Source organism: Waltera intestinalis (genome assembly GCF_009695995.1).
GTDB classification, from domain to species: domain Bacteria; phylum Bacillota; class Clostridia; order Lachnospirales; family Lachnospiraceae; genus Acetatifactor; species Acetatifactor intestinalis.
This window is the reverse complement of sequence record NZ_VUMU01000006.1, coordinates 129,047-141,902: the sequence shown is the minus strand read 5'-3', so window position 1 is coordinate 141,902 and position 12,856 is coordinate 129,047. Positions and strand designations below refer to the sequence as shown.

Here is a 12,856-nt window from a genome sequence, read left to right as displayed (position 1 = left end):
ATAGTGAGCGTTAATATGGAAAAATATGAAAACGAAACAATTGCTGCCATTGCAACAGCGTTATCGGATTCCGGAATCGGGATTGTAAGAATTAGCGGCGAAAATGCCATATATATAATAGATAATATTTTTCGTTCTGCAGCCGGCAGGAGAATCTTGACAAAGGTACAGAGTCATACGATTCATTATGGTTACATTGTCGATTCGGATGAAAATGTAATTGATGAAGTTATGGTTGCTGTCATGAAAGCTCCGAGGAGTTATACCACGGAAGATACAGTAGAGATCAACTGTCATGGTGGTGTGTTGGTCATGCAGAAAGTATTGGAAGCGGTATTGCATGCCGGTGCCAGACTGGCGCAGCCGGGTGAATTTACAAAAAGGGCTTTTTTGAACGGTAGAATTGATCTATCCCGGGCGGAAGCTGTTATCGATGTGATTCATTCGCAGAATGAATATGCTCTTTCTTCTTCGGTAAGTCAGTTAAAGGGACAGCTTTCGAACAAAATACACACGTTGCGGGAAGATATTTTATATCAGATTGCTTTTATCGAATCTGCATTGGATGATCCGGAACATATTAGTCTGGATGGATATCCGGAGCAGCTCGCTACAAAGGTTACCTATTTTCAACAAGAGATTGCGAAGCTTTTAGCTACAGCTGATAATGGAAGACTTATCAAAGAAGGAATATCCACCGTGATTGTAGGTAAACCTAATGCCGGAAAATCTTCTCTGCTTAATATGCTTCTGGGAGAAGATAGGGCGATTGTTACAGAGATTGCGGGTACTACCAGAGATGCCCTGCATGAGACAATCAATCTGCATGGAATCAGTCTTAATATGATCGATACCGCCGGAATTCATGAAACACAGGATGTGGTTGAGAAGATCGGTGTGGAACGGGCCAAAAAATATGCTATGGATGCTGATCTTATTTTATATGTGGTAGATGCTTCCGGAAATATTGATGAGGACGATCAGAATATTATTTCCTTACTGGATGGCAAAAAGGCAATTATTCTTTTGAATAAATCAGATCTGGAAAATAAAATCACAGAAGAAAGTCTGAAAGAAAATCTGGCAAAAAGATTAAAACATAGCGAGGATATTCGTATCCTTCGTACTTCTACCATTGATCCCTCTTCGGAAAATTCCGGAATGGAAGAACTGGAAGAGACTATTAGAAATATGTTTTTTGAGGGTGAATTAAAACATAATAATGAATTGGTAGTCACCAACCTCAGACATAAAGAAGCTCTTCAGGATGCTTTGCATAGTCTGCAATTGGTAGAGAGAAGTATTGAAGATGGAATGCCCGAAGATTTTTATTCTATTGATCTGACAAGTGCATATGCTTCTCTGGGTAAGATCATCGGGGAAGAAGTAGATGAAGATGTGGTCAATGAGATTTTCTCAAAATTTTGTATGGGAAAGTAATAACTAAGAGGAATAAATAACATGGAACTAAAAAAACAAGTGGATGTATGTGTGGTAGGTGCCGGTCATGCTGGATGTGAAGCTGCTCTTGCCTGTGCAAGGCTGGGACTTCAGACAGTGATATTTACGGTAAGTGTAGATAGTATTGCTTTGATGCCCTGCAATCCGAATGTCGGTGGTTCATCCAAGGGACATCTGGTAAGAGAATTGGATGCTTTGGGTGGAGAGATGGGTAAAAATATTGATAAAACTTTTATTCAGTCCAAAATGTTAAATGTCTCTAAAGGTCCTGCAGTACACTCACTGCGTGCACAGGCGGATAAAGCAGAATATTCCAGGGCAATGCGTAAAGTATTGGAAAATCAGGATAATCTGTTGATCAAACAGGCGGAAGTCTGTGAACTTCTTTGGGAGGAAACAGAAGATCATAAGAAAAAGATCACAGGTGTCAAAACCTTTACCGGAGCCATCTATGAATGTAAGGCTGTGGTCCTTTGCACCGGTACATATCTTCGTGCGAGATGTTTGTGCGGTGAATCTATTACTTATACCGGACCTAATGGATTGCAGGCAGCAAATCACCTTACGGATTCTCTGAAAGCAATGGGAATAGAAATGCGTCGTTTTAAGACAGGAACTCCTGCCAGAATGGATAAGCGTTCTCTTGATTTTTCCAAAATGGAAGAGCAGTTCGGAGATGAGAAAGTGGTTCCTTTTTCTTTTTCCACAGACCCTGAATCTGTACAGAAAGAACAGGCTTCCTGTTGGCTGACTTATACGAATGAAAATACGCATGAAATCATCCGAAATAACTTGGATCGTTCTCCAATTTATGCGGGTATTATCGAAGGAACCGGTCCCAGATATTGTCCTTCGATTGAAGATAAGGTTGTAAAATTTGCGGAAAAAGAGAGACATCAGGTATTTATTGAGCCGGAGGGGCTGCACACGAATGAAATGTATGTTGGTGGAATGTCCTCATCTCTTCCGGAAGATGTACAGTTAGCTATGTATCGTACTGTTCCGGGACTGGAACACTGTGAAATCGTTAGAAATGCTTACGCAATTGAATATGACTGTATTAATGCGAAACAGTTGAATCCTTCCCTGGAATTCAAAAATATCATTGGATTGTTCAGTGGTGGACAGTTTAACGGAAGCAGTGGATACGAAGAGGCAGCTTCCCAGGGACTAATCGCCGGTATCAATGCGGCAATGTCTATTCTGCACAGAGATCCGTTGATACTGGATCGTTCCGAAAGCTATATCGGAGTATTGATCGATGATCTGGTTACTAAAGATAACAGAGAACCTTATCGTATGATGACCTCCAGAGCAGAATATCGTCTGTTGCTTCGTCAGGATAATGCAGATCTGCGTCTTCGTAAGAAAGGCTATGAGATAGGTCTCATCTCACAGCAGGAGTATGATGCTCTGATTGAAAAAGAAGAACTTATCGATCAGGAAATTCAGAGACTGAAAAATACTTCAGTAGGTGCCAATAAAGAGATCCAGCATTTTTTGGAAGAGTGTGGCAGCTCTACTCTGAAAACGGCAGCTACTCTGGCAGAACTGATCTGCAGACCGGAGCTGGGATATGCGGCATTGGCTCCTATTGATAAGGAACGAAAACCTCTTCCTTCGGCTGTTGTGGAACAGGTAGAAATTGAAATTAAATATGAAGGATATATTATCAGACAGAAACGTCAGGTTGAACAGTATCGTAAGATGGAGAAAAAATTAATTCCGGATAATCTGAATTACGATGAAGTTTCTTCCCTTCGACTGGAAGCCAGACAGAAACTGAAGGAATTCCGTCCGATTTCCGTAGGACAGGCCTCCCGTATCTCCGGAGTATCTCCTGCAGATATTTCGGTATTGTTAGTGTACCTGGAACATTATAATGTAAAAAATCATAGTTAATATGAATTCCGGAGGAATGCATGGCAGAATATAACACAGAACAATTTGAAAAAGATTGTAAGGCACTGGGTGTAACCTTAAGTGATGAACAGATTCGGCAATTTCTGAAATATTTTGAGATGCTGGTGGAGTGGAATGAGGTAATGAACCTTACCGCAATTACAGAATATGATGAAGTCATGAAGAAACATTTTGTGGATAGTATTTCTCTCTGCAAAGCTTACGATGTGACACAGAATAAAACAGTGATCGATGTTGGAACCGGAGCAGGATTTCCGGGGCTTGCACTGAAGATTGCATTTCCGAATCTCCAGGTTACTTTATTGGATTCCCTGAATAAGAGAATCAATTTTTTAAATGAGGTGATCTCTGCTTTAGGGCTTACCGGTGTAGAGACAATTCATGGTCGTGCGGAGGATTATGCCAAGCCGGGAAAATGCAGAGAAAAATATGATCTTTGTGTATCCAGGGCAGTGGCTAATCTTTCCACATTGTCAGAATATTGCCTTCCTTTTGTAAAGGTCGGCGGCAAATTTATCTCTTATAAATCTGAAAAAATAACAGAAGAGATGAATGCCGCACAGCATGCTGTGAAGATACTAGGTGGAAAAACGGATGGACAGGTTGAATTTACACTTCCCGATTCGGATATTTATCGGAATCTGTTTATTATTACAAAGGAAAAGTCCACACCTGCAAAATATCCCAGAAAAGCCGGATTGCCATCCAAGGAACCTTTGTCATAAAACGAAGAGAATCCAATGTAAAAATTGTGTTAAGATTTGTTTTTATTAATAAAAAGAGTTTTACACAATAATATTATTCCTATATTATAAATATAATAGAATATTTTTAAATAGAACATATGTTCTATAAGGTGATATATGAACAATAATGAAAATGTACAAAAGAATGAGTGTAGTTGTAATACAGAAAATGGTAAGAAAATGATTGAGATGTTGGAGACAGAGAGAAAAAGAATTGTTTCCGAACTTCATGATACTTCATTGCAGGATATTGCCCATTTTGTTCATATGATTGAACTGGCTTCCTTATATATTGATAAGGATTCTGCCAGAGCAAAGATGGAATTGAATTCTGTGAGTAAAGGATTGTATAATGTCATTGAAGATATCAGAAGTACTATTTTCAATCTGCGTCCTATGACATTTGATGATCTGGGATTAAAGGCTTCCTTTGAAAGATTACTGGATTTTTTGAATGCTGACAGAGACTACATAATGGATGTGGAAATCGATGATGTTTCATGTGAAACAGATGACTATTTTTGTATTACCTTATACCGTGTGATTCAGGAATGTCTGTTGAATATTAAAAAGCATTCACAGGCTACCAGGGTATTATTCCATTGTAAAAAAACAGAGCAGCAATATGAAATTTTAATCCAAGATAATGGTAAGGGATTTACCATGGAAGAAGCCGAAGATAAAGCGAACAGTCATTTTGGATTAGCATTGATCCATGAGGGTGTCGTTCTACTGAACGGTACAATACATATAAGTTCTGAGCCTGGTCAGGGAACTACGATAGATATTAAGATTCCTTCAGATTTACATTTAGCTGAAAAATAGGACAGCAAGGACAAAGAATAAGTATATACAAGTAAGTGAGGATATATATGAGTATAAAAGTTATGTTGGCAGATGATCATGTTCTTATGAGAGAAGGAATTCGTCAATTACTGGAATTTGACGGTACTATTTCTGTGATTGCCGAAGCTAATAATGGTGTAGAATGTATGGAGCAATTACTTTCTGTTCATCCTGATATACTGCTTCTGGATATTAATATGCCTGTTATGAATGGAATAGAAGTTCTGCAGGAGATTAAGAAGAAGAACATCTCTGTTAAAGTATTGGTATTAACGGTACACAATGAAGTTGATTATCTCTTAAAGGCTGTGGACATTGGCGTAGATGGTTATATCATGAAAGATGCAGAATCTGCAGAACTGAAAAAAGCCATTAATTGTATTATACAGGGAGAAACTTATATTCAACCTAGTCTGGTACCGGCTTTGAACAGCCGACTGGTATCCAGAGATATTGACAAAGAAAAAATCAACAGTTTGACGAAGAGAGAGTTGGAAGTACTTATTGAGGTTGCTAACGGAATGTTCAATAAGGAAATTGCAACATCTTTGAATATCAGTGAGAGAACAGTAAAAAATCATATCTCTAATATCTTTAAAAAAATTGATGTATCTGATCGAACACAGGCAGCAGTGTTTGCTATCAAAAATGATCTGATTAAATTGTATTAGATTCCTGCCAACCTTTGCAGACATCTACCCACTGTAGGAAGTTTGAATATTTTTCTAATTCAGGGATTGTTAATTCAATTGCACTGTTAGGACTTCCTGCAGCCGGAAATACAGTTTCAAATCTTTGCAAAGATTCGTCTAAGTATACTTTCACATTATCATTCACTGCAAACGGACATACACCGCCAATGGCATGACCAATAATTCTTTCTACTTCATCCCCCGGAATCATTTTTGCTTTTGCTCCGAAAAAGTGTTTGTATTTAGCATTATCGATTTTTGTATCCCCAGCGGTTACTATTAATATTGGCTGATCATCAATTAGGAAGGACATTGTCTTAGCAATTCGTTTTCCTTCACAATGTAAAGCTTCCGCTGCTAATTCTACGGTTGCACTCGAAACATTAAATTCCAAAATATGATCATCCATCTGATAGGTTTTGAAATATTCTCTTACTTTATCAATAGCCATATTAATCTCCATTCCGCAGACGATTCCTTTCGTCGGAAAAATCGCAAATCAAAATTCAATTTTCTACTCCAAATCGGTGTGTGCTTACTTGTACCACTAGCATTTTTATCCTAGCATAGATGTTAGTACAAAACAAGTTACATAGATATCCTTTTAAATTAATTTGTTCACTAGATGTAGGGGTTAATTACATAAAATGTTTCACGTGAAACATTCTATGAGCCTATATGAAAATCATACTACATAATGTTTCACGTGAAACATTACCACCCAAGATATAGTGGCTAAATTTGTGAAACATATTACAAAAGAAGCGTGAAACATAATACTTATAAAAAAAAAACAAATACACAGCCACAATATCTAGTATTTACCTATAAATGCGAATAAAGTATCAACTTTTAGTAGTATTTTTACCTTGTAACATAGAAATGCTCATGCTATTATTATAGAGTAGTTTCACGAATACAGAATGGAGGATTCATAATGTTAGAATTCAAATATGATACACAATTATTAATTGAAGGTACCAATCTGGATGAAGATGAAATTAATGACTACATTACAGAACATTTCAAAGGTGATTGCCTGTTGGCAGTAGGAGATGAAGAGCTGATCAAGATTCATTTTCATACCAATGAGCCCTGGAAGGTTCTGGAGTATTGTGCTTCTCTCGGAGAAATCTATGATATTGTTGTAGAAGATATGGACAGACAGTCCAGAGGTTTGCACGGCTAAATCATTAAGAAAGACATGGTGAAAAAAGTATGGGTAGAATTATTGCAATAGCAAACCAGAAGGGTGGCGTAGGTAAGACAACTACGTCCATTAATTTGTCTGCATCTCTGGCTGCAAAAGGTAAAAAGGTATTAGTAATCGACACAGATCCACAGGGAAATACTACCAGTGGATTTGGTATCGAAAAAAATGAATTGGAAAATACAATTTATGAACTAATCCTGGGAGAGTGTTCTATCAGAGATTGTATTATTTCAAATATTATCAAGAATGTATCGGTAGTTCCTTCCAATGTAAATCTGGCAGCTGCTGAGATCGAACTGATCGGAGTAGATAAGAAGGAATATATATTAAAGAACGAAGTGGATTATGTTAAGGATGATTATGATTTTATTATCATTGATTGTCCTCCTTCTCTGAATATGTTAACGATTAATTCCATGACTACAGCAGACAGTGTGCTGGTTCCCATTCAATGTGAATATTATGCACTGGAAGGATTGAGCCAGTTGATCCACACTATTAATCTGGTAAAAGAGAGACTAAATCCGGATCTTAGAATTGATGGTGTTGTTTTCACTATGTACGATTCCCGTACCAATCTGTCTATGCAGGTGGTAGAAAATGTTAAACAAAATCTGAATCAAAAGGTGTATAATACATTAATTCCCCGAAATATCAGATTAGCAGAAGCTCCCAGTTATGGAATGCCCATCAATATGTATGATCCAAAATCTGCCGGAGCAGAAGCTTACATGCAGCTTGCAGAAGAAGTAATTAAAAACAAGTAAGAAAATATAGGAGAAGAACGGTATGGCAGCGAGAGGATTGGGAAAAGGTCTGGATTCTCTAATACCTAATGCATTAGGGGAGACAAAGACAAAAAAAGAAACAGCAGCAAAATCAAAGACAGAGACAACAGAGGGAAAAGAACCGCAGACTCTTGTGAAGATCACAAAGGTAGAGCCTAACAGAGAACAGCCTCGTAAAAATTTTGATGAGGATGCTCTGCAGGAGCTGGCAGATTCTATTAAGCAGTTCGGTCTGTTGCAGCCGATTTTGGTACAGGACCGCAAAGATTATTATGAAATCATTGCCGGTGAGAGAAGATGGCGTGCAGCAAAGCTGGCAGGTCTGAAGGAAGTTCCGGTTATCATCCGTAATTATACGGAACAGGAGATTGTGGAGATTTCCTTGATTGAGAATATCCAGCGTGAAGATCTGAATCCGATTGAAGAAGCACAGGCATACAAGCGACTCTTAACAGAGTTTCATCTGAAGCAGGATGAAGTTGCAGAGAGAGTATCCAAGAGCCGTGCAGCGGTTACCAACTCTATCCGACTTCTGAAACTGAATGAAGAAGTACAGCGCATGGTGGTAGATGAGATGATCAGTACCGGACATGCGAGAGCATTACTGGCAGTGGAGAATCCGGAAGAACAGTATAATCTGGCACAGCGTATTTTTGATGAAAAGCTGAGCGTACGTGATGTAGAGAAACTGGTAAAAAATTTACATAAACCTGCAAAGCCCAAAAAAGTAGATGATAAAACCATGCAGGTGATCTACCAGGATATTGAAGAAAAACTGAAACAAAAACTTGGAAGAAAAGTAACCGTTACATCTAAGGGAGAGGGATCCGGTAAGATCGAAATTGAATTTTACAATCATGAAGACTTGGACAGACTCCTGGATGTACTGAATAAATAAGAAAGACAAGTAAAGAGAAGAGATACAAAGGAGAGTATTATGACAGGTAGTACTTTTTTAAATCAGATCGGTCTGGGTGGATTTGACTTAGGATACCTTCTGATCGGAATGACAGTGACAATCCTGCTGTTACTCATTTTTCTGATTCTGTTGATCGTGCAGATCCGGAAGACGAGTAAATTAAAAAAGAGACTGGATAAATTTCTCACCGGTAAAGACGGTACCAGTCTGGAACAGGATATTGCAGGTCTATATGAGGACAATAAATTCCTCAAGGCAAATACAGAGAAAAATAAAAAGGATATTCGTACTTTATATAAGAATATGGAATCCGCTTATCAGAAAATGGGTCTGGTAAAATACGATGCATTTAATCAGATGGGAGGACAGCTGAGTTTTTCTCTGGCACTGCTGGATGAAAATAATAATGGATTTATTATTAATTCCGTTCATAGTTCTGAGGGTTGTTATTCTTACACTAAGGAGATCAAACTCGGACAGTGTGCGATCGATCTGGGAGCTGAGGAGGCAGAAGCACTTTCCATAGCAATGGGGGAATAAAAGAGGAAGCAGCATATGAAGAGGATGAAACTGAGCGAGCTGACCGGAAACGAAATTCTTGCACAGTCATTGATGACTTGGGATTATCAGATCATTCTTCCGGAAGGCGTAGTATTAAAAAAAGAGTATATTTCTAAAATAGAAGAAATGGGTATCCTGGAGGTCTATGTAAAAGAAGACCAGGCAAATGAAATAGTAATACTTAAAAACGATATAGAAAAAACGATAAAAAATAAAGTAAAAAGTATTCTTGAGAGACACACTTATCAGAATAATAAAGAACTGCAGGGACTGACCCAGGCGGCAGATGAGATTATTACGAATATACTGGATGAAAAAGAAGTCATAGAAAAAGTATTTGACATCCGGGAGAGAAGTGCAGATATCTATGAACATTCCATCAGCTTAAGTTCCATGGCAATTCTGACAGCGCTTCGGCTGAAGCTAGATAAAAGTGTGATTCATGATATCGGTGTAGGCTGTCTGTTACATGATATCGGACTCAGATATACGACTTTGGATTACGAAGGTAAATCCATGGAGGATATGAAGCCGGGAGCACTGGCTGAGTATAAGAAGCATCCGGTCTACGGATATACTTCCGTCAAGGATGAGGACTGGATCTCTGATGAGGTGAAGAAGATCATTCTGTATCATCATGAGAGACTGGATGGATCTGGTTTTCCTCTCAAATTAAAAGAAGCGGAGATTCCTTTCTCTTGCCAGATCGTAGTGGTATGTGATGCCTTTGATGAGATGATCTGTGGTATTGCTCAGAGACGCAGCAAAGTATATGAAGCGGTAGAATATTTAAAAAGCTTTAAAAATGTGAAATATAATGGTAAAATAGTAGACGCGTTTTTAAGTTTTACTGCAGTCTATCCCGCCGGAAGCCATGTGCTTACCAGTGACGGAGAAGAAGCAATCGTAGTATCGCAGAACAAAGATTTTCAGGATCGTCCTGTGATCCGGATTATCCGGGATAAAAACGGACAGAAATTAAAAGAAGAGAAGATACTGGATCTTGTGAAAGTTCTGAATGTGTATATTGAAAAAGGATTAGAATAATGCTGTTCAGATCAGAATGGCAGAATGGAGGAAGTCATGATAGACATTAAATTTTTAAGAGAAAATCCCGAGGTGGTCAAGGAGAACATCCGCAAAAAATTCCAGGATGAAAAGCTCTCCCTGGTAGATGAGGTGATCGCATTGGATGCCGAGAGCAGAAAGGCAAAGCAGGAAGCAGATGATCTGCGTGCATCCAGAAACCGTATTTCCAAAGAAATCGGTGCACTGATGGGTCAGGGCAAAAAGGAAGAGGCAGAAGCCAAGAAAGCAGAAGTAGCTGCCGGTGCAAAGCGTCTGGCTGAACTGGAAGCTTCCGAGACCGAACTGCAGGAGAAGATCACCAAGATCATGATGGTCATTCCCAATATCATTGATGAATCTGTGCCTATCGGTAAGGACGACAGCCAGAACGTAGAGATCGAGAAATTCGGCGAGCCCGTAGTTCCTGATTTTGAGGTTCCTTATCATGCAGATATCCTGGATCGTCTGAACGGTCTGGACAAGGAGAGCGCAGGACGTACCAGCGGTAATGGTTTCTATTATCTGATGGGTGATGCAGCAAGAATCCATTCTGCAATGATCAGCTATGCAAGAGACTTCATGATCGATAAGGGATTTACCTATTGCATTCCTCCTTTCATGATCCGCAGCAGCGTAGTAAACGGCGTTATGAGTTTCGCAGAAATGGAAGCCATGATGTATAAGATTGAAGGAGAGGATCTGTACCTGATCGGTACTTCCGAGCATTCCATGATCGGTAAGTTCAAGGGTCAGATCGTAGAAGAGAAGAGCCTGCCCATTACCATGACTTCTTATTCTCCTTGCTTCCGTAAGGAAGTAGGTTCCCACGGCATCGAGGAGAGAGGTGTATACCGTGTACACCAGTTCGAAAAGCAGGAGATGGTAGTTCTGTGTAAGCCTGAGGATTCCATGGATTGGTATAACAAGATGTGGTCCTACACCGTAGAATTCTTCCGCAGTCTGGATGTACCCGTTCGTACCCTGGAGTGTTGTAGTGGTGATCTGGCAGATCTGAAAGTAAAATCCTGCGATGTAGAAGCATGGAGTCCCAGACAGAAGAAGTATTTCGAGGTTGGTTCCTGTTCTACCCTGGGTGATGCGCAGGCAAGACGACTGGGTATCCGAACCAAGGGTGAAAATGGAACTTATCTGGTACACACACTGAACAATACCGTACTGGCTTCTCCCAGAGGACTGATCGCATTCCTGGAGAATAATGTAAATGAGGATGGCAGCGTGAACATTCCCGTAGCTCTGCGTCCTTACATGGGTGGTAAGGAGAAAGTCCTGCCTAAGAAATGATAGAATAGCTCACCCATGCGAAGCATATAAAATTCATCTATAATAGACGATACAGATGGAAAGAAGGTGATTTTTTGCATAAATATATGAGAGCCATCGGATTCAGTGAATATACGGACCGAAAGAAATTAAAAGAATTACTGACAGACGTGATCATGAATTCCGATCATCGTGCATATACCATGAATCAGGAGGGCATCCTCCTAGGAGAATTCAGCAAAAATCACACACACACTAAGGGTACCGCAGAATCCGGTACCTTTGGTGTGGCTGTCTGTGGAGAATTTGATGATAACGATAAGTTTATCTACGAATACTATTTTCCGTATCTGACGGGAAGCGGCATTACTTCGTATGAAGATGTCTCTGTGGAACGCCATGCGGATAAGGATTCCTATGCCGGTATCTGCGATGATATCAAGGTGGGAATCTCTCTGATTTTTTATCTGCGGAATCGTATTCCCTATATCAAAGCACAAAGCACCGGAAAGTTACCAATCCGCGGTACTACACTTACCTTATCCGGATTGTCTCTGAAGGGCAGTATTCTCCTACCTATAAAAAAGGATGAAGAACAGGTCCTGCGCGTGAAAAAAGATTCTGCCAATCGTAATAAACTCCTGGCCGCTGCCAGACAGGGAGACGAAGATGCCATTGAGACATTGACACTTGAAGATATGGATATGTATACCACTATCTCCCGGAAGATACAGAAGAACGATATTTTCAGTCTGGTGGACACCTATTTTATGCCTTACGGTGTGGAGTGCGACCAGTACTCAGTACTGGGAGAGATTACAGAGTTTCGCCTGGTGACCAATGATATTACCGGAGAAAAGGTATATATTCTTACGATTCTGTGCAATGAATTGACTTTTGATGTGTGCATTAACGAAAAAGACCTCTACGGTGAACCTCGGGTGGGACGTCGTTTTAAGGGATCCATCTGGCTGCAGGGATATATCAATTTTCCTGAGGAATAATGTTGCAAAATAACAATATTTTCGGTATACTAACAATTGTGCATATGTTCCTATAGTTAAATGGATATAACAAGCGCCTCCTAAGGTTCAACCATGGTTGACACCGACGGAAGATAAGAAGTGGTAAGTCTTAAGTTCGATTCCAGTAAGGATTGACCTGGATGTCAAAGTAAGTTACAATAGAAATTCATCACTTAGTGTTGGATTCATAGATATGGCTACCGTAGCCAAAAGGCTGAAAAAGCCCGAAAATACGGCATTTGTTCCCTTAGTTAAATGGATATAACGGGGTCCTCCTAAGACTCTATTGTAGGTTCGATTCCTATAGGGAACGCTCATTTAAGCAGTAATGAC

Annotated in this window: 13 protein-coding genes and 1 tRNA gene; 13 read left to right on the top strand and 1 reads right to left on the bottom strand. The window is 39.6% G+C overall.

Features of this window, described 5'->3' with window-relative positions:
• The first annotated feature begins 15 nt into the window (after positions 1–15).
• The 5 genes from mnmE (at position 16) to FYJ59_RS07120 (ending at position 5,647) form a co-directional block, all read left to right on the top strand.
• The gene (gene mnmE, locus FYJ59_RS07140) at positions 16–1,440 is read left to right on the top strand and encodes a tRNA uridine-5-carboxymethylaminomethyl(34) synthesis GTPase MnmE (RefSeq protein ID WP_154496124.1); all 1,425 of its coding nucleotides are present in this window, start codon (positions 16–18) and stop codon (positions 1,438–1,440) included.
• Positions 1,441–1,461: 21 nt separating this feature from the next.
• Positions 1,462–3,363, top strand: a complete 1,902-nt coding sequence (gene mnmG / locus FYJ59_RS07135) for a tRNA uridine-5-carboxymethylaminomethyl(34) synthesis enzyme MnmG (RefSeq protein ID WP_154496123.1) — start codon at positions 1,462–1,464, stop codon at positions 3,361–3,363.
• A 20-nt stretch (positions 3,364–3,383) separates the two neighbouring features.
• On the top strand, positions 3,384–4,109 hold the full coding sequence (gene rsmG / locus FYJ59_RS07130; RefSeq protein WP_154496122.1) for a 16S rRNA (guanine(527)-N(7))-methyltransferase RsmG: 726 nt from the start codon (positions 3,384–3,386) through the stop codon (positions 4,107–4,109).
• 138 nt (positions 4,110–4,247) lie between these two features.
• Complete coding sequence (locus tag FYJ59_RS07125) at positions 4,248–4,955, top strand: sensor histidine kinase (protein WP_154496121.1); 708 nt, start codon at positions 4,248–4,250, stop codon at positions 4,953–4,955.
• Between the two features lie 47 nt (positions 4,956–5,002).
• A complete protein-coding gene (locus tag FYJ59_RS07120) occupies positions 5,003–5,647 on the top strand; it encodes a response regulator (protein ID WP_154496120.1) in 645 nt (214 codons plus the stop codon).
• Here FYJ59_RS07120 and FYJ59_RS07115 read toward each other — a convergent pair.
• A complete protein-coding gene (locus FYJ59_RS07115) occupies positions 5,634–6,119 on the bottom strand; it encodes a YbaK/EbsC family protein (protein ID WP_154496119.1) in 486 nt (161 codons plus the stop codon). The two genes, FYJ59_RS07120 and FYJ59_RS07115, sit on opposite strands and share 14 nt — an antisense overlap.
• Positions 6,120–6,605: 486 nt before the next feature.
• Between FYJ59_RS07115 and FYJ59_RS07110 the strand changes: the two genes are divergently transcribed.
• The 8 genes from FYJ59_RS07110 (at position 6,606) to FYJ59_RS07075 (ending at position 12,836) form a co-directional block, all read left to right on the top strand.
• A complete protein-coding gene (locus tag FYJ59_RS07110) occupies positions 6,606–6,857 on the top strand; it encodes a hypothetical protein (RefSeq protein ID WP_022154027.1) in 252 nt (83 codons plus the stop codon).
• 29 nt (positions 6,858–6,886) lie between these two features.
• On the top strand, positions 6,887–7,648 hold the full coding sequence (locus FYJ59_RS07105) for a ParA family protein (protein ID WP_022154028.1): 762 nt from the start codon (positions 6,887–6,889) through the stop codon (positions 7,646–7,648).
• A gap of 22 nt (positions 7,649–7,670) precedes the next feature.
• The gene (locus FYJ59_RS07100; RefSeq protein ID WP_154496118.1) at positions 7,671–8,567 is read left to right on the top strand and encodes a ParB/RepB/Spo0J family partition protein; all 897 of its coding nucleotides are present in this window, start codon (positions 7,671–7,673) and stop codon (positions 8,565–8,567) included.
• Positions 8,568–8,606: 39 nt separating this feature from the next.
• Entirely contained in the window at positions 8,607–9,128 is a 522-nt protein-coding gene (locus FYJ59_RS07095) for a DUF4446 family protein (protein ID WP_022154030.1), read from the top strand.
• Between the two features lie 15 nt (positions 9,129–9,143).
• The gene (locus FYJ59_RS07090) at positions 9,144–10,196 is read left to right on the top strand and encodes an HD-GYP domain-containing protein (protein ID WP_154496117.1); all 1,053 of its coding nucleotides are present in this window, start codon (positions 9,144–9,146) and stop codon (positions 10,194–10,196) included.
• Between the two features lie 36 nt (positions 10,197–10,232).
• Positions 10,233–11,519, top strand: a complete 1,287-nt coding sequence (gene serS / locus FYJ59_RS07085; protein ID WP_118546944.1) for a serine--tRNA ligase — start codon at positions 10,233–10,235, stop codon at positions 11,517–11,519.
• Between the two features lie 74 nt (positions 11,520–11,593).
• Positions 11,594–12,502 (top strand): DUF3881 family protein, encoded by a 909-nt coding sequence (locus tag FYJ59_RS07080; protein ID WP_154496116.1) that lies wholly within the window; start codon positions 11,594–11,596, stop codon positions 12,500–12,502.
• 262 nt (positions 12,503–12,764) lie between these two features.
• A tRNA-Arg gene (locus FYJ59_RS07075) sits at positions 12,765–12,836 on the top strand.
• The last annotated feature ends 20 nt before the right edge of the window (positions 12,837–12,856 follow it).